12 protein-coding genes are annotated in these 19,824 nt (G+C 29.9%); 11 read left to right on the forward strand and 1 reads right to left on the reverse strand.

All coding sequences use genetic code 11. The annotated features are described in order from the left end of the window. Window positions 1-281: 281 nt before the first annotated feature. The 11 genes from VLK81_RS04775 to VLK81_RS04825 all read left to right on the forward strand — a co-directional run bounded on the left by VLK81_RS04775 (window position 282) and on the right by VLK81_RS04825 (window position 19,057). Entirely contained in the window at window positions 282-1,733 is a 1,452-nt protein-coding gene (locus tag VLK81_RS04775) for an alpha-amylase (protein ID WP_324619533.1), read from the forward strand. 296 nt (window positions 1,734-2,029) lie between these two features. Beyond that, window positions 2,030-5,038: a cell wall-binding repeat-containing protein gene (locus VLK81_RS04780; protein WP_324619534.1), complete on the forward strand. Its 3,009-nt coding sequence runs from the start codon at window positions 2,030-2,032 to the stop codon at window positions 5,036-5,038. Between the two features lie 466 nt (window positions 5,039-5,504). Beyond that, complete coding sequence (locus VLK81_RS04785) at window positions 5,505-9,737, forward strand: leucine-rich repeat protein (protein ID WP_324619535.1); 4,233 nt, start codon at window positions 5,505-5,507, stop codon at window positions 9,735-9,737. A 176-nt stretch (window positions 9,738-9,913) separates the two neighbouring features. Continuing rightward, window positions 9,914-13,267: a leucine-rich repeat protein gene (locus VLK81_RS04790; RefSeq protein ID WP_324619536.1), complete on the forward strand. Its 3,354-nt coding sequence runs from the start codon at window positions 9,914-9,916 to the stop codon at window positions 13,265-13,267. Then, window positions 13,248-14,027: a cell wall-binding repeat-containing protein gene (locus VLK81_RS04795; RefSeq protein ID WP_324620464.1), complete on the forward strand. Its 780-nt coding sequence runs from the start codon at window positions 13,248-13,250 to the stop codon at window positions 14,025-14,027. The genes VLK81_RS04790 and VLK81_RS04795 overlap by 20 nt, the downstream gene beginning before the upstream one ends. 182 nt (window positions 14,028-14,209) lie before the next feature. Further along, window positions 14,210-14,629: a hypothetical protein gene (locus VLK81_RS04800; protein WP_324619537.1), complete on the forward strand. Its 420-nt coding sequence runs from the start codon at window positions 14,210-14,212 to the stop codon at window positions 14,627-14,629. Continuing rightward, window positions 14,622-15,194, forward strand: coding sequence for a TetR family transcriptional regulator (locus VLK81_RS04805; protein ID WP_324619538.1), 573 nt, complete (start codon window positions 14,622-14,624; stop codon window positions 15,192-15,194). The genes VLK81_RS04800 and VLK81_RS04805 overlap by 8 nt, the downstream gene beginning before the upstream one ends. Then, window positions 15,181-16,242, forward strand: coding sequence for a DUF2871 domain-containing protein (locus VLK81_RS04810; protein WP_324619539.1), 1,062 nt, complete (start codon window positions 15,181-15,183; stop codon window positions 16,240-16,242). Before VLK81_RS04805 ends, VLK81_RS04810 begins: the two co-directional genes overlap by 14 nt. A 115-nt stretch (window positions 16,243-16,357) precedes the next feature. Next, window positions 16,358-17,299 (forward strand): alpha/beta hydrolase, encoded by a 942-nt coding sequence (locus VLK81_RS04815; RefSeq protein ID WP_324619540.1) that lies wholly within the window; start codon window positions 16,358-16,360, stop codon window positions 17,297-17,299. A gap of 325 nt (window positions 17,300-17,624) precedes the next feature. Then, complete coding sequence (locus VLK81_RS04820) at window positions 17,625-18,590, forward strand: 3-hydroxyacyl-CoA dehydrogenase (protein ID WP_324619541.1); 966 nt, start codon at window positions 17,625-17,627, stop codon at window positions 18,588-18,590. 188 nt (window positions 18,591-18,778) lie between these two features. Further along, a complete protein-coding gene (locus VLK81_RS04825) occupies window positions 18,779-19,057 on the forward strand; it encodes a DUF1294 domain-containing protein (protein ID WP_324619542.1) in 279 nt (92 codons plus the stop codon). A 157-nt stretch (window positions 19,058-19,214) separates the two neighbouring features. Here VLK81_RS04825 and VLK81_RS04830 read toward each other — a convergent pair whose 3' ends face one another. After that, window positions 19,215-19,718 (reverse strand): dihydrofolate reductase, encoded by a 504-nt coding sequence (locus VLK81_RS04830; protein WP_324619543.1) that lies wholly within the window; start codon window positions 19,716-19,718, stop codon window positions 19,215-19,217. Window positions 19,719-19,824 lie beyond the last annotated feature (106 nt).

A 19,824-nucleotide genomic window follows, 5' to 3' on the forward strand; every position in this document is an offset into this window, starting at 1 on the left:
ATATACATAGAGTAAAGAATAATTGAATGAAATTAACAATAATTATTTTGATTTTTAATTTTGACATTTTGAAAATATTTTAAAATAAAGGTTAAATTCCTGTTAAATACCTAAAATAGAAGATTTATTATTTGAAACTTGGACTAATAAAATATAAAATATATAGTGTGTAATAATTTTTTTATTATTTTAAAAATAGGATGTTAATTATTTTCAAAATAAAATAAATTTCTATTAATTCAAAAGATTTTAATAAATTTAAATTTTTATTGGAGGAGAATATGGGAAACGAGGTAATGTACCAATCATTTGAATGGTATTTAGAAGATGATGGAAAATTTTTTAGTAAATTAAAGGATGAGATTAAAGATTTAAAAAATTCTGGCATAGATGCAATATGGCTACCTCCTGTTTTTAAAGCTACATCCACTAATGATGTTGGTTATGGGGTTTATGATCTTTACGACCTCGGAGAATTTGACCAAAAAGGATCAGTTAGAAGCAAATATGGCAAGGTGAATGAACTCAAAAGCTTAATTGAGGAAATCCACAAAAATGGGATGAAAGTATATATGGATGTAGTTATGAACCATAAGGCTGGAGCAGATAAAACAGAAGTTTTTAGGGCAGTAGAAGTTGATAAAAATGATAGAAATAATATTATTTCAGAAGAACATGATATTAAAGCTTGGACTTATTTTGACTTTCCAGGAAGATGCGGTAAATATTCACAGTTTATATGGAATTTTCAGCATTTTACTGGTGTCGACTATGATGAAGAAACTGGTAAAAATGGAATTTTTAAAATATGCGGTGATGGAAAAAATTGGTCAGAAAATGTAGCTAGCGAAAATGGTAATTTTGATTATTTGATGTTTGCTGATATTGATTTAAATAATAGTGATGTAAGGGATGAACTTTTTAGATGGGCAGACTGGTTTACAGATTACCTACAAATAGATGGGATGAGATTTGATGCTTTAAAGCATATGGATGCAAGCTTTGTTAGAGATTTTATAAAACATTTATGCGAAAATGGAAAAGATCATTTATATTATTTTGGAGAATATTGGGAAAATAATTTAAATCATGATGATAGATTTCTCTTTGAAACAAAGTACAAGCTAGATATTTTTGATGTAACTTTACATTTTAACTTAAGTGAAGCTTCAAAAAAAGGTAAAGATTATGATTTAAGAAAAATATTTGATGGCAGTATTGTAAAAAATCATCCTCTTATGGCTGTTACCTTTGTCGATAATCATGACTCGGAGCCAGGCCAGTCACTTGAATCTTTTGTAGATCCTTGGTTTAAAAAAATTGCTTACGGTCTTATTCTTTTAAGAAAAGATGGTTATCCTTGCGTTTTTTATGGAGATTATAAAGGGATAAAGGCGAAGAATATTAGTGGACAAAAAGATATGATTGATAACCTAATAGATATTAGAAAAAAGTATGCCTATGGGGATGAAGATAACTATTTTGAAAGTCAAAACCTAATAGGATGGGTAAGAAGGGGGAGTGAAGATCACCCAGGAAGGCTAGCGGTTCTTATATCAAATGAAGATGCAGCTAGTTTAAGAATGTTTGTAGGCAAGGATCAGGAAGGCAAAAAATATGTAGAGCTTACTGGAGAAAATGATAGGGAGATAGAAATTGATAAAGATGGTTTCGGAGTTTTTGAAGTAGGGCCAGGTAGCCTTTGTGCTTGGGCTGATAAAGATTCTTTATAAATATAATCACTTTATGAACTGACCTTTAAAAGATAGACCTAAGAACTAGCTTTTATAGGTCAGTTTTTATATAAAAATAAAAGAGGACATTTAAATTTTCTGCATAAATTTGATTTTAATAAAAATTAAAACATAAAATTTTACTCGCAATTTACAAAAAAGAAAGCTATGTAAAATGTATGAAAAATGCTTTTAAAACTTAGGTTAAATGGCTTTAAATAGCCATTTAATTCTTTGCCTTTTAAAGCTAGGCTTGATAAAATGATTTTGAAATTAATATTTTATTGGAGGTAATTATGAACAAAATTTTTAAAAGATTTTTATCAGCTCTTTTAGTTCTATCTTTTATTTTTGGCCCAATTATTTCAGTAGAAAATGTATTTGCTGATAGCTTGGGATATGATGGATCAATAAGAGAAGTAAACGTAACTCCTGGAGAAGATGCAAGCTCTGAAGCTATAGTTTCATTTTCATCTAGAGAAAAATCAGTACAAGAAAACTCAGCTCTATCTTTTTATGGCGAAAATGCTGATGATGCGAAAATTAGTGAAGATGTAGTAAGAATTAGTGACGATTTCTATAATAATAACGACAGCAACAATGCCGATACTACAATTTATCACACTATATTTAATGTAAATGGTTTAAAAGAAAATACTAGATATAGCTACAAAATAACTTCTGGAGAAGAAATAGTTAGTGGATCATTTAAAACTGCTCCAAGTAAAGATCAAAAAGATTCAGTTATTAGATTTGGTTATATTGGCGATCCTCAAGTTCAAACATACGATAATGGAGAAGCAACTGGAGCCTTAATGAATCTAGCATCAAATATTTCTAAAGCAAAACCTCTTAATTTCTTTTATATTGCTGGAGACCATACCAATTGGAATGGAGTTTATGGACAATGGGATGACTTATTCCATAATGGTGGAAAATTTCCAAACTCAACACAAAAATTTCTTTTAAATAACTATTTAGTATCTACACCAGGGAACCATGATGATGGCGGTTTAGATAGTATAATAAATAATAAATCAATAGGAAATGGAGAATTTACTTCAGGTACATTTGCTAGAGATTTTGGATTATTAAAAGTAATAGTTTTAAATAATCAATCATATAATACTGATGACCTAGAAAACAATGAGGACTACCAAAAGATGATAAGCTTTTTAAAAGAAGAAGCTAAAAAAGCTAAAGAAAATGATCAGTGGGTAGCAGTAATGTTCCATAAGCCACTTTATACTGGCGCTAGTCATGTTGATGATGGAGATGTCATGGAATATAGAAAATCTCTAAATAAAGAACTAGCAGATCTTGATGTTGATATGGTTTTAGCAGGACATGATCACGTATTTTCAAGAGGATTCGTAAATGCAAATGGAGAAAAAGCGTCTGTTTTAAAAGAAGTAAGAAAAGAAAATATCTTAGGAAATGAAGTTCAAAATTATATTTATAATTCTTCAAAAAATGCTCCACTTCATATGGTTTCAGAGCATGGTGGATCACTAAAATGGTATAAGGCAGTAGATTATACTGTAAAAGAGGGAGATCCTATAACACCTAATTATGAATTTTTGGATAGAAATTCTGCCTTAGAAGATCCTAGTTCAAGCTACAAGAGAGAACAAACCTATGTAGAGGTAGAAGTTTCTAAAAACAAAGCTGTATTTACAACATATAAACAAAAATATGATTCAGCTAGTGATGAAATTATAACTAAGCCTTATGTATATGACAAGTTTACAATTGTAAAAAATGAAGAAGAGATCAATCAAAAAGATATAGAAGTAAGATTTGATCCAAATGGCGGAAGATTAGGTTCAGGTTTAGATTTTACTACAGTTATTACAATCTCTAAAGATGCTCATCCACAAGTTTTACCAGAAGATTCTTTCATAGAAGGAATAACTAGAGCAGAAAAAGAGGTTAATGGTAAAGATGTTAAGTTTTTAGGTTGGAAGATAGAAAATTCAAATACAATTCTTACAGAAGAAGAATTAAAATATTATGAATTCAAAGAAGATACTAATTTTATAGCTGTGTGGGATGAAGAAGCTAGCAAATATCCTCCAACTTCCCATGAAATAAATAAATATGTTGGAGAAAAAGTAAGTGAAAATGAAGTTTTGGATGCTGTAAGTGTTTTAGGATATCCTGAAGGAGATAAACAGCCTACAAAGAAACTTAAGTATGATGCTTCAAATTTACCAGATGGAAGTGAAGAGACTAATTTTATAGCTTATGTAATAGTAACATATCCTGATGGATCAAGTGCTGAAGCTAGAGTTATGATTAATATCTTGAAAAAAGGAGAAGATCCAACACCAGAAGATCCAACACCAGAAGATCCAACACCAGGAGAAGTACCAGGCACAGATCCAATCCCAGGAGAAAAACCAGGAACAAGACCAGATCCAAAACCTGAAGTTAAACCAGAACCAAAACCAGAAAAGAACATCTTTGAAGGAATCGAACTAGAAAGACAAGCTGGAGACAATAGATACAAGACAGCAGTAGAAATCTCAAAGAAAAACTTTGAAAGTGCAGAGACCGTAATCCTAGCAAATGGAGAAAAAGAAGCAGACGCACTAGCAGCAAGCGTACTAGCAAAAGAAAAGAACGCTCCAATCCTACTAATAAAGATAGACCAAGTTCCAGACGAAGTAGCGAAAGAAATAGAAAGACTAGGAGCCAAAAACATAATCCTAATAGGCGGCTTAAACTCAGTAACACAAAAAGCAGTAGAAAATCTAAAACTAAACATTACAAGAATAGCAGGAAAAGATAGATTTGAAACAGCAGTAGAAATAGCAAAAGCCGCAGGAAAAACAGAAAAACTAATCCTAGCAAACGGACAAAGCCTAGTAGATGCCCTAACAGCATCAAGCCTAGCACAAGTAGAAGACAGAGCAGTAATACTAGTAAACAAAGAAGAAATACCAAAAGTAGCAAAAGAACTAGTAGAAAAAGCCAAAGACATCCTAATAGTAGGCGGAGAAAACTCAGTAAAACTAGGAGTAAAAGCGGACAGAATCTCAGGAAAAGATAGATTCGAAACAGCAGTAAAAATAGCAGAAAGAGCATTTAAAGAACCAAAACAAATAGCTCTAGCAAATAGCACAGCTTATGCAGACGCACTAGTATTTGGAGGGGTAACAGGAAAAGTAGAAGCCCCAATATTACTAACAAATAAAGATAAATTACCACAAGTAGTAAAAGAATATCTAGAAAGAAACCAAATAGAAAAAATCTTTGTACTTGGAGGAGAAAATAGCGTAAGCGAAAATCTTTTCAAATAGAGATAAACTAAGAGAGTGGACATAAGTCCACTCTCTTTTTACATATTTTAAAAAATCATGACGAGCTGAACCTTAAAAACTTATCTTAGGTTGATATCATTTCAGCTAGTCTTTTAGCTTTTTATTATAATACTTTATAAATTTAAATTTTGGAAAATGAATTTTAATATTGAATAATTTGAAATTTATAGTTATTTATATCGTAAGAAAAAAATTAATATTGTTGAGAGTGTAAATAATAGTATTTTTTTAATTTTATCCATAAAGAAATCTTATCAATAATGAAAATCAATTAATATTTTTTATAATTATAGCGTAAATATTAAAACAGCTATATAATTGTATTGAAATAGTTTTTATATTTGTATCATAATAAAAATTATTTTATGAACTTTTTAAAAATATAATTGTATAGAAAATACAAATTTATAAGTAATTCTATACAACAAATCTTATGGAGGTAAAAATGAAGAATAAAAGAATATTGGCAATGCTTCTAGCATTTGTAATGGTATTTACTGCTCTTCCAACGACTCTTTTGGCAGCAGCAAATCCACCAACTTTAAATGAAGCACTTACAGCAGAAAGTGACTTTGTTTTCGATGAAGCAACTGGAACAATTAAGAAGTACAAGGGTACAGACTCAGAAGTAGTTATCCCAAGTGAAATTAAGGGAACAAAAGTAAGAGAAATAGGAAGACAAGCTTTTGGAAGGAAGAAACTAACTTCAGTTGTTATTCCAGAAGGCGTTGAAGTAATTGGAGACGGTGCATTCGGAGGTAATTTATTTACCGAATTAAAGCTTCCAGAAGGTTTGAAGAAAATAGGAAATCAAGCCTTTATGGCAAATGTAAACCTTAAAACTATTAATTTCCCAGATTCATTAAAGACTATTGGTCATAGTATTTTTATGAGTGATAAAGCCCTAGAAGGAGAGCTTACTTTAGGTTCAAACCTTGAATTACTTGATAGATACACCTTTGGTGATGGTGATGTTAAAAAATTAGGATCTCAAAACGTAAAGCTTAATATTGCACCAGGAAAGACAAAGCTTACTATCCTTAGAGGAACTTTTGGATCAGAACAAACTAATGTAGATATTCCTCAAGGAAGACCTTTATTAATTAAGGTAAATGCATTTAGAACTGAAGAACCTGTTACACTTGACTTTGGAACTATAGACATTAAAAAGGGAATCTCTAAAGAAGATCTAATTAAAAAATTACAAGAAAAAGTTCTATTAAATCTATATGTAACTGAGAACGACTATAAGAGCTTGACTGAAATAGGTAAAGGATATGAACTTCCAATTGATTGGAAATTAGATTCTATAGATACAAATTCAGAAGGCGAAGTGAGCGTAGAAAGTCTATTCTCTTTTGTAGATAATGACTTAAGAACTACACTAGAATTAAGTCCTGATGAAGAATTAACTGCTTTAAGTAATCGACTTACTGAAATTAAACTTGTAGGAAAGTTAAATTTTAAGGATGAAATAGAAGAACCTTCCGAACCAGAAGATCCTTCTGCATCTAAGTGGACACAAGAAGACTTCACTTATGGACCTTTCCCTTACAAGAATAGAATGGAAGAAGAAACATTTAAATTTGGAGTTACTGGTTTTTCAGAAAAAGGTAAGTCAAAAATTGCTAAAAATCATGACTTAGTTATACCAAAAGAAGTTACTATTGATGGCAGCGTTAAACAAATAGAAGGGATTGCAGCGCACGCTTTCAAAAATATAAAGATGAATAGCGTAACTTTCTCAAAGGTAGATAAGGGAATAGGTTTTGTAATCAAAGATTCTGCTTTTGAAAATACAGGACTAAATAAGGTTACTCTTCAAGAAGGTTTAATTTCTATTGAAACCCGTGTATTTATGAATGACAATTTAACTGAAATATCTATTCCAAGCACTGTTTGGAAGATAGGTAGTGAATCATTTTTAGGAAATAAAATAAGTAAACTAGATATTTCTGATGATGTAAATATGATTCAAATAGATAACTATAGCTTTGAGGGAAATAAGCTTTCTTTAGTAAAACTTCCTTATTCAATCTTTAAATTTAGAGATTTTGTATTTAGAGATAATCCAGGATATGAAAATAGTGGAGTTGTAAGACTAGAAACTAGAAATCCAGATCATCTATCTTCTACAACTTATATAATACCTGAAAATGAGTTTCATAAAGTAGTTTTAGTAACCAATGTAGATAGAAGCGAACTTTTCAAGGAATTGGGAAAAGTTAAAAAAATAGAAAGATCTGACTATAAAGAAGAAGATTTAGCTGAATTTGATAAAGTTTTAAATGAAGTAAAGAAGATTTTCAAAGATCAAGAGTCAACTCAAGATCAAATTGATAAGGCTTTAAACGATTTGATTGCAGCTGAAACTAAGTTAAGAAGTACTTCTCCAGACAGAACAAAACTTAGAGACTCTATAAATAGAGCAGAAGAACTTATAGAAGGAATGTTTACTCCTGATAGTTATAAAACTATGAAGGATGCCCTAAATGAAGCTAAGAGAGTTCTTAAAGATTTAAATGCAAGTTCTGAAGAAGTTAAAAATGCTCAAATTAATTTAGATAAAGCTATTGATAACTTAGTTATTAATGAAAAAGCCCTTTATACAAGCGAAGACTTCACTTATGAAGGAAAAACAATCACAGGATTTAGCGAAAGTGGAAAAGAAAAGTTTAAAGTAAATAAAAACTTAATTCTACCTGATACAAATCCTGAAGGAGAATATATAGAAGTAATTGGGAAGGGAGCATTTAGTTTAGAAAAAGATCCTGGAGTTAAATTTGGTACAGATACAGTAAGTTCAGCAAATGGTATGGTATCAGTTAAGTTACCAAAGTATCTAAAGAGAATTGAAGAAAGTGCTTTGAGACTTAATAATTTTAAAAATATCGAATTTCCGAATACTCTTGAATATATAGGAATAGCAGCACTTAATGGAAATAGACTTGAAAAAGTATATTTACCAGATTCAGTAAAAGAAGTTGAAGGTGGAGCATTTTCATTAAATCAAATAACTGAACTTAGACTTTCTCCAAACATGACTAAGGTTAGTGATGGTACTTTTGCAAGAAATATCTATCTTAAAAAACTTGTAATTCCAGAAGGTATTGAAGTTATTGAAGGTTCAGCTTTCCAAGGATGTCCTTTAACTAGTCTTTCAATTTCATCTACAGTAAAGGAAATTCAGCAAAGAGCTTTTACAGGACAACAACTAGAAGAGTTAACTATACCTGGAAGTGTAAAAAAGATTGGTAGAAATGCTTTTGCCCACAATATTAAGTGGAAGAGACTTAAGAAGTTAGTTCTTGAAGAAGGAATAGAAGAAATAGAAAGTAGCGCTTTTAGATATTCCTTACTTCTAGATACAAATTTACCAAAGAGCTTGAAAAAACTTTCAGATACAGCTTTCAGAGATGCGGAAACTATTGACAAAAAACCTGTTGTTGTTAAACTTTATACTCATAATCCAGATCATTTGAAATTTAACAATTCATCTTTCCACGAAATAATATTAATTGAAGGTTTAGATACAAATGAATTAGAGGATCTTGTAGAAGAAGCAAAAAAAATAGATTTAACAAATAAGACAGATGAAACTAAGAAAATATTAGAAGATGCAATTAAAGAAGCTGAATATATAATAAACTTTGCTAGATTACAAGAAGAAATAGATAAGGCAAAATTATCCCTACAAAAGGCAATAGACGGTTTAAAAGATAAAGAGCAAACACCAGGAGAAGTACCAGGCACAGATCCAATCCCAGGAGAAAAACCAGGAACAAGACCAGATCCAAAACCTGAAGTTAAACCAGAACCAAAACCAGAAAAGAACATCTTTGAAGGAATCGAACTAGAAAGACAAGCTGAAGACAATAGATACAAGACAGCAGTAGAAATCTCAAAGAAAAACTTTGAAAGTGCAGAGACCGTAATCCTAGTAAATGGAGAAAAAGAAGCAGACGCACTAGCAGCAAGCGTACTAGCAAAAGAAAAGAACGCTCCAATCCTACTAATAAAGAAAGACATGACTCCAGAAGAAGTAGCAAAAGAAATAGAAAGACTAGGAGCAAAAAACATAATCCTAATAGGCGGCTTAAACTCAATACAAGAAAAAGCAGTAGAAAATCTAAAACTAGACCTAACAAGAATAGCAGGAAAAGATAGATTTGAAACAGCAGTAGAAATAGCAAAAGCCGCAGGAAAAACAGAAAAACTAATCCTAGCAAATGGAATAAGCCTAGTAGATGCCCTAACAGCATCAAGCCTAGCACAAGTAGAAAATAGAGGAATAATACTAGTAAACAAAGAAGAAATACCAAAAGTAGCAAAAGAACTAGTAGAAAAAGCCAAAGACATCCTAATAGTAGGCGGAGAAAACTCAGTAAAACTAGGAGTAAAAGCGGACAGAATCTCAGGAAAAGATAGATTCGAAACAGCAGTAAAAATAGCAGAAAGAGCATTTACAGAACCGAAACAAATAGCTCTAGCAAATAGCACAGCTTATGCAGACGCACTAGTATTTGGAGGGGTAACAGGAAAAGTAGAAGCCCCAATATTACTAACAAATAAAGATAAATTACCACAAGTAGTAAAAGAATATCTAGAAAGAAACAAAATAGAAAAAATCTTTGTACTTGGAGGAGAAAATAGCATAAGTGAAAATCTTTTTAAATAACAAATTTTATATTATATGAGGGTAGTGATATCTACCCTCATATTCAAAATTTATAATTAGCTATCTTATAAAACAAAAGGATAATTAAGAAAAATTAATTTTTCAGAATTATTTTCAAGTGTTTTATTATTAAAGCTATTCATTTGATTAAATATAGAAAATTTTAGGAGGTCAGAATGAAAAATAAAAGAATATTGGCATTGCTTCTAGCATTTGTGATGGTATTTACAGCTCTGCCAACTTCACTTTTAGCAGCAGCAAATCCACCAACTTTAAATGAAGCACTTACAGCAGAAAGTGACTTTGAATTTGACGAAGCCACTGGAACTATTAAAAAATACAATGGCACAGATACAGATGTAGTTATTCCAAGTAAAATAGGTGGAGTAGATGTAAAAGAAATTGGAAAAAGTGCATTTAGTAAGAAAAACCTCACATCAGTTACTATACCAGAAGGTGTAGAAATAATTGACCAAGGCGCCTTTATAGGCAACTTAATAACTGAACTTTCTCTTCCATCAACAGTTAAAAGAATAGAGAAAGTGTCTTTTGCAACAAATACTAAACTAAGTAAGGTAGTTTTTAATGAAGGTTTAGAGTATATAGGACAAGGAGCTTTTGTTAATGATGCTGCATTAACCGGAGATATTACAATCCCTTCAACTGTTAAAACAGTTATGACAAGTGCATTTAACAAGTCAGGTGTAACAGGAATTATCTTAAAGGGAGATAAGGATTCAAGCCCAGTAAATTTACACTCTAAGTTAAATGGAAACAGCTTAGAGTATGTTAAGTCAGATGATCCATATAAAAGTATTAAAATAAACTTTAATACTTTAGGTACAAGTGAAGCTGATAAATATCTAGAACTTGGAGAAGTTAAGTTTAAAGCTGAAACAAAAGAAAAATTACAAGCTTGGTTAGATGAAAATATAAATGTTCAATTTGTAGCTAATTATGTAAATTTGAATGATCGAACAGGTGAGAGTGATAAAGAAATTACTCTTGAAAAAGTTTGGGATTTAGATAAATTTGACCTATCTAATAAATTTGAAGTAACTGCAAACGTGAACAAGGACTTGTATTCTGAAATTGAAGAAATTCCTGGATATAGTAAACCTTGCATTAGCTGTTCACATACAAATTTAATGATAAGACTTGTAATCAATCCAGTAGAAGAACCAGCAACAGAATATGTAGCAGAAGACTTCACTTATGATGGAGCAAGCATAACAGGATTCTCTGAAACTGGATTAAAGAAATTTGAAACACTAAAAGAAGTAAACCTACCAGAAAAGTCAGTAGATGGTGAAGTAATAACAGCAATAGGAAAATCAGCATTTAGAGAAAAAGGAATAGAAAAAGTAACAATTCCAGAAACAGTAACCCTAATAGATGACTTTGCATTCAATAGCAATAAACTAACAGAAATCAAATTACCATCAAAATTAGAAAAAGCTGGGATGTCAGCATTTGGAAACAACACCATAGCAGAAGTAACAATCCCAGGAACATTAAAAGAAATACCAAATGGAATGTTCTCAACAAATCTTTCAACAAAGATAGTAATAGAAGAAGGCGTTGAAACAATAGGAGCATCTGCATTTATAGGATGTAAAGTAGAAAGCTTAGAAATACCAGCTTCCGTAAAAGAAATAGGAAGAATGGCGTTTAAAGGTGGCTCAACAGCACAAAGTGGAACACTAAAAGAACTAATCCTACACGAAGGATTAGAAAAGATAGGTAAAGACGCATTCCAAAATGAAAGCCTAAAAGAAGTAAATATACCAAGATCTCTAAAAGAAATAGACAATACATCATTTAGAGGAAATGGACAAGTAGTACAGTTAAAGACATCAAACAAAGCACATTTAGATTTTAATAATGAAAAATCATTAAAAAATCAAGAGTTTATCTTGGTTGAAGAAGCAGTAACAGAATATGTAGCAGAAGACTTCACTTATGATGGAGCAAGCATAACAGGATTCTCTGAGACAGGATTAAAGAAATTTGCAACACTAAAAGAAGTAAACCTACCAGAAAAGTCAGTAGAAGGCGAAGTAATAACAGCAATAGGAAAATCAGCATTTAGAGGAAAAGGAATAGAAAAAGTAACAATTCCAGAAACAGTAACCCTAATAGATGACTTTGCATTCAATAGTAACAAACTAACAGAAATAAAATTACCATCAAAATTAGAAAAAGCTGGAATGTCAGCATTTGGACTTAATAGCATTGAAGAAGTAACAATCCCAGGAACATTAAAAGAAATACCAAATGGAATGTTCTCAACAAATCTTTCAACAAAGATAGTAATAGAAGAAGGCGTTGAAACAATAGGAGTATCCGCATTCACTGGATGCAAGATAGAAAGGTTAGAAATACCAGCATCAGTAAAGATAGTAGGAAAAACGGCATTTAGTGGAGGATCAACACCACAAAGTGGACCTCTAAAAGAACTAATCCTACACGAAGGCTTAGAAGTAATAGAAAAAGGAGCCTTCCAAAAAAACAACTTAAAAGAAGTAAAAATGCCATCTTCACTAAAAGAAATAGGGGACACAGCATTTTTTGGAAATGGCCAAGTAGTAATACTAAACACAGAAAATTACGAACATGTAAGATTTAACAATGACAAATCCCTAAAGAACCAAAAATTTGTATTTAAAGGAACAGTAGAACCAGGAACCATAGAAGAGATTCCAGAAATAAAGAAAGAAGACATTGAAAAAGAAGTAGTACAAAAGGGAGAAGAAATAGACCTAACAGATAACATTAAAAATCTACCAGCAGGTTCAACAGTAAAAGATATAACAGAGCCAATGATAGATACAAATGTAGTTGGGGACTACACAGGAAAAGTAGAAGTAACCTTCTCTAATGGAAGCAAGAGAATAGTAGAAGTAGCTATAGTAGTTATTGATAAAACAGAGCTTCAAAATCTAGTAGATAAAGCAAAGAAAATAGATTTATCAAATAAGACAGAAGAATCAAAGAAAGCATTAGAAGAAGCAATTAAAGAAGCAGAAGAAGTATTAGAAAATGCAACAAGCCAAGAAGAAATAGATAAGGCAAAAGAAGCCCTACAAAAAGCAATAGACGGCTTAGAAGAAAAGCCAGTAGAACTTAATAAAACAGAACTTCAAAAACTAGTAGATAGTGCAAAGAAAATAGATTTAACAAACAAAACAGAAGAATCTAAAAAAGCTTTAGAAGATGCAATCAAAAAAGCAGAAGAAGCTTTAGAAAATGCAACAAGCCAAGAAGAAATAGATAAGGCAAAAGAAGCCCTAGAAAAAGCAATAAAAGGCTTAAAAGAAAAACCACAAACACCAGGCGAAGTACCAGGCACAGATCCAATTCCAGGAGAAAAACCAGGAACAAAACCAGATCCAAAGCCTGAAGTTAAGCCAGAACCAAAGCCAGAAGTAAAACCAGAAAAGAACATCTTTGATGGAATAGAAAAAAGAAAGACAAGCTGGAGACAACAGATACAAGACAGCAGTAGAAATCTCAAAGAAAAACTTTGAAAGTGCAGAGACCGTAATCCTAGTAAATGGAGAAAAAGAAGCAGACGCATTAGCAGCAAGCGTACTAGCAAAAGAAAAGAACGCACCAATCCTACTAATAAAGAAAGACATGACTCCAGACGAAGTAGCGAAAGAAATAGAAAGACTAGGAGCCAAAAACATAATCCTAATAGGCGGCTTAAACTCAGTAACACAAAAAGCAGTAGAAAATCTAAAACTAGACCTAAATAGAATAGCAGGAAAAGATAGATTCGAAACAGCAGTAGAAATAGCAAAAGCCGCAGGAAAAACAGAAAAACTAATCCTAGCAAACGGACAAAGCCTAGTAGATGCCCTAACAGCATCAAGCCTAGCACAAGTAGAAAATAGAGGAATAATACTAGTAAACAAAGATAGCATACCAGAATGTGCAAAAGAACTAGTAGAAAAAGCCAAAGACATCCTAATAGTAGGCGGAGAAAACTCAGTAAAACTAGGAGTAAAAGCGGACAGAATCTCAGGAAAAGATAGATTCGAAACAGCAGTAAAAATAGCAGAAAGAGCATTTGTAAATCCAAAACAAATCGCTTTAGCTAATAGCACTGCATACGCAGACGCACTAGTATTTGGAGGGGTAACAGGAAAAGTAGAAGCCCCAATCTTACTAACAAATAAAGATAAATTACCACAAGTAGTAAAAGAATATCTAGAAAGAAACAAAATAGAAAAAATCTTTGTACTTGGAGGAGAAAATAGCGTAAGCGAAAATCTTTTCAAATAGAGATAAACTCTAGAGAGTGGACTTAAGTCCACTCTTTTTTTTTACATATAAACATGTTTAAAAAATATAAAATTAATTAAAAAATAAAAAATTAAGAAATCTAAAAAAAATACTTGCATAATGACACAGTGTCAGATATAATATATTGCAGGTGACACTATGTCATTTATATAGGAGGTCTTATGAAAAGAAAAAACTTAGTAATTTTAGCAGGTATAATTTGGATTTTTGCAGGTTTAAAAGTAAGCGCGATTGGAATAGATGATTTTTTTAATCTTGAAAATAAGGTTTTATTATTTATTCCTATAAGTGCAATCATATATTTTTTATTTTTTCTTAAAATCTTTTCACCTATGGTTGATAAAAATATCCAGAGGATTGAAAGTTTAAGTAAAGATAATATAAAATTGTGGAAATTCTTGGATAAGAAAAGCTATATTATTATGATTTTAATGATGAGTTTTGGTATTATTTTGAGAAAGTTTACACACCTACCACTTACTTTCTTTTTTGTGTTTTATAGTGGATTAGGTTTAGCTTTATTCTCTGCTGGAATAAAATATTTTTTTAAACTTATTAGAGGGGAGCTCTTAGATGCCTAAAGAAACTTTTTATAATTTGAATGAGGAAAAAAAACTTAAAATTATAGCTGTTTTAAAGAAAGTTTTTAGAGAAAAATCTATATTTGAAGCAAATGTTAAAGAAATTGTAGAAACACTTGGAATTGCAAGGGGAAGTTTTTATCAGTATTTTGAAAATCTTGAAGACGCTTATTTTATGATTTTAGATTTAGAAACCAAGGATATTCATAATTTATTCTTGGAAATTTTAAAAGAAAATGAATTTGATTTTTATAAATCTTTAAAACTTTATGGTTTAGAAATAGCAGACCTGCTTTTTGAAAGTGGCGATTATTTAATTTATAAGAACAAATATCTATATTGGACAGCTGAATTAGAAAACAAATGGAAGGTCTACAAGAAAAAAGAATCTAGTAATTCTGAATTTAACCACTTATCTGAACAGATGGAGTTTACAAAAGCTATCATTCACAATCTAATTAAAAGGACATTTATAAATGATTGGGATAGGGCTGAATTTTTAGAACATTTTAATATTTACCTAAATTGGTTAAAAGAAGGAGTTGATTATAATGGCATTAGGTGAATCAATTTTTGATGTAACATATTTAATTTTTATTTTGTTTTTGGGATTTAGACTTGTATTAGAAAAAGATAAAAATGCTAAACTCTTTGGAACTATGGCAATTTTACTTGGGCTTGGAGATGGTTTTCATCTTATTCCGAGAGTTATGGGTCACTTAAGTCCAGATGGATTTGAAGGTTTTTATTCACAGCTTTCTTGGGGGAAATTTATAACTGGAATTACAATGACTATTTTCTATCTATTATTTTATTTTTACTATAGGTCAGTAAGTGGAGATGGGGATAAAAATAAGAAAATATCTATTATAGTTCTTAGTATTGTGCGCATTTTACTAATATTACTTCCTCAAAACAATTGGGGTAGTATAGAAGAAAACTATACTATGGCGATTGTTAGAAATATTCCATTTTTAATAATGGGAATTTTATTAATAATTTGGACTTATAAAGAAAGAGATAAAGCTGGTTTAGAAAAAATGAGTTTACTTATATTATTGAGCTTTGCTTTTTATATTCCAGTTGTACTTTGGGCAAATAAATTTCCTATGATTGGTTTACTGATGATGCCGAAAACAGTAGTTTATGTTTTGATAGTAGTTTTTGGATTTAAGCATTTTGTAAAAGACTTTACTAGAAGAAATCTACTCAATAGCTCTTTAAGTTATCTTATTTTAGGATTAAGTTTAGGTGTATTTTATAGAGAGTTTACTAAAGCATTTAATTTTTATGAAGAAAATCATCTTTCAAAGCTTCATCCACATACTTTAGTTTTAGGCTTTATTTTAACTATTACACTTTATTTACTTGTAAAAGATATAGAAAAAAGCAAGATAAAAGTTCTAAAAAAAACATTTAAAATTTATAATTTTGGTTTATTATTAACTATTTCAGCTATGGCTCTATACGGGATATATGACGTAGTTGGGATAGAAAAAGAGGCATTTATGGTAAGTAGCCTATCTGGAATTTCTGGATTAGGACATATTTTTCTAGGCACTAGTCTAGTAATGCTCTTTTTGAAAGCCAGATCTTTAGTAGAAAAAAATTAATATCATAATCAATTTAGCAAGCTTAAATTCAAAGGCTTGCTTTTTTATTCTTAATCTCTTTTTAATATTTCCTTAATAAAACTATGTTTTAATAGAATAAGGATAGGAGGTAAATATGAAAAAAAAGACTAAAAAGATTTTAATTATACTATTATTTACAATATTATTTTTAAGTGCTTCTTTTATTATTTTTATTGGGAAAAATGTATTTGATGGTTTTTCTAATATTGTCACTAGGGAAGAAACAATAAAAAATAGAAATACCTATTATGAAAAATCCTATAAGGAATTTAAAAAATTAAATGATGTAAAAGAGATTAAAATTGAATCTAGTAAATTTAATCATCATATACCGGCTATTTTAGTTAGAAAAGAAAACAATCAAGACCTAGCAATATTAATACATGGCTTGGGTGGAACTAAGGAATCTATGACCCATCAAGCTAAGGTGTTTTTAGATTTAGGCTTCGATGTATTAATTCCAGACCAAAGAAATTCTGGAGATAATATCTCTAAATATAATACTTTCGGAGTTTTAGAATCTTTTGATATTTTAGATTGCTTAAATTATGCAAAATCTATTTATGATGGTAAGATTTTACTTTTTGGAGAATCGGCAGGAGGTGCTGGTGCGCTAATAGCTGCATCAAGAGATGACTCTTTAATTAGTTATCTTATTTTAGACTGTCCTGTTTCAGATGCTAATAAGATGATGGAAAAAGAGCTTAAGAAAATTGAAGAAAAAGAAGGAGTCCCAGTTAGTTTTATGAGATTTTCTGGAGATATTTATACTAGAATTAAATTAGGATATAGCTTTTCTGATTTTGATACTACTAAATGGATCAAAGAATCTAATTTTCGTAAGCCAACTCTTTTTATTAACTCTCAAATAGATAAGGTTACCCCATATCAAATGGCTGTAGATATTTTTGATAGTTTACCAGGTGATAAAAAAGAGTTAAAGACAATTAAAGATTATGGGCATGCTGAACTTGCTAGAGAAGATAGTAAAGTTTTCAAAAAAATAATTAGTGGTTTTTTAGAAAAGTATAAATAATTAAATAATACAATATTTATTAGAATTAAAATATAACTCTATAGTTAAATAGCATACAATTACAATAATCTCTTGTAATTATTAGAAAGTTGACATAGGTATATTGATTTAATAATAAAACCTTAAAATGTACAGATTTTAAAGTATAATTTTTAGACTTATTATGAAGATAATTTTTAAATTTTTATATTAGACTAAAAATAAAAAATGAAGAATTACTTATAAACTGGGTATATATAATATAGCACCTAGTCACAGCATAAAAACAATAATAGCTAAATTTTTAAAAAATTTATTTTAGAAAGATTATTGTAAGGAGGAAAAAATGAAATTTAATAAAGTTGTATTACTTGGTGGCGGAGTTTTAGGAACTCAAATCGCACTTATTTCTGCTTATACAGGACACGATACTACAATTTGGCTAAGAAGTGAAGATTCAATTACTAGAACTGAACCCAAAATAAAAAACTATAGAGAAATGATGCTAAATGATATAGAATTATCTAAGGAATTAATTAAAAATCCTTTAGGTCACTTACTTTATCCAAAGGGATTATTTAAAAGCTGGGATGGCATAACAGAAGAAAAGATAGAAGAAATATTAAAAGAAGCTAAAATCAATCTTGAAAAAAATATTCATATTGAACTTGATTTAAGAAAAGCTTTAAAAGATGCTGATATTGTTATTGAAGCTATGGCTGAAAATGTAGATGCTAAAATTGAAATGTATAAACTTTGTTCAGATAAAATGGATGAAAAAACAATTCTATGTACAAATACATCAACTCTCCTTCCTTCAACATTTGCAAATTATACAGGAAGGGCTGAAAAATATATGGCACTACACTTTGCGAATGAAGTGTGGAGAAATAATACAGCTGAATGTATGGGACATGCTGGTACAGACGAGGAAATTTATAACAGGGTTGTAGAGTTTGCCGAAGAAATTAATATGATACCTATTAAGCTACACAAAGAACAGCCAGGTTATATTTTAAATTCTTTACTTGTTCCTCTATTAGATGCAGGACTTGATTTATGGGTTAAGGGAGTAGCTGATCCAGAAATGATAGATTTGACTTGGAAGCTTGCTACTCACTCTCCAAAAGGACCATTTGAGATTATGGATATTGTTGGCTTAAAAACTGTATATAATATTTCTTGCATGAAAGAGGAAGCCAAAACTACAGGTTCCCTTATTCAAAAGCGTGTAGCTATGCTAAAAGAAAAGATAGATAAAAACGAGCTTGGAGTAAACTCTGGTAAAGGCTTTTATAATTACAAAAAGTAGAATTTAAATATTATTTTATTATAATTTTATATAAAGCTATTAACAATTTAAGTTTCTAAAAAGTATCTAATTATTAAAAATAATTGATGTATTTATAAGGAAGATTCTTCATAATAACAATTTTATTTACCTTTATTTCTTGCCTTTAGCATATAAAGATGTTACTCTTGAAGTAAAGGGAGGATATTATGAATGATTTTGAATATTTGTTAAATTCAGAAATTGGTCTAGTTTTATTTGCTATAAATATAATGTTATTTTTAGTATATGGCTATGACAAGTTTAAATCTAAGATAAATGGCTGGAGAGTATCTGAAAAATTTCTTTTGAGTCTTGGACTTTTTGGAGGTGGATTTGGAGGAATTTTGGGAATGTTAGCTTTTAGACATAAAACTAAAAAAACTTATTTCTATATTGTAAATTTTATAGGAATAGGAATATTTTTCTGGATTTTAAATAACTTATAATATAAAAATTTACTTTTAATTTATTTTATATTTGCTATTTAGTAAAAATAGTTTTGAAAAAATTATTAAATGTATTTAAACTAAATTAAATATAATATTGTTAAACAAAAAATAGGAGATAATAAATATTTTATATCTCCTATTTTTTATGAAATTACTATTTTTTCTTTACACTATGATTTTTATATCTAGTAAAATAATATTTTATTCCTTCCCACTCATGAATTTCACTTTTTTCTACCATTTCCCAATTTTCTTTTTGGTCTAAATTTGGGAAGTAAACATGAACATCTGAAAATGACTTTTCAATTTTAGTTACTATACATTCACTTGAATAATCTAATAATTTTTTATATATTGAAGCTCCTCCTATTACCATTAATTCATCACTTGGATATTTTTTAACTTCTTCTAAAAGCTCATCAATACTTCTAACAATTATTAAATCATCTCTATCTTCTAAACTTGAAGATATTACAATATTTCTTCTATTTTTTAGAGGCTTTGCACCAGGAAGTGAAAAAAGTGTATTTTTCCCCATGATTACAGTTTTTCCTCTAGTTTGTTCTACAAAAAATTTCATATCATCTGGAATAGAAATTAACATATCATTATCTCTACCTATTCCCCAATTTAAATCTACTGCGACTATTTGTTTCATAAAGTCCCCCTTTTAATAATCTACTTTATATATACCCTATATTCTTTTTAAAGTTTATCTAAAAAATAATATATGATAAAATAAATATATGTTAATAATTAGAGGT

The sequence above is a fragment of the Citroniella saccharovorans genome (assembly GCF_035481615.1).
Classification (GTDB): Bacteria; Bacillota; Clostridia; order Tissierellales; family Peptoniphilaceae; genus Citroniella; species Citroniella saccharovorans.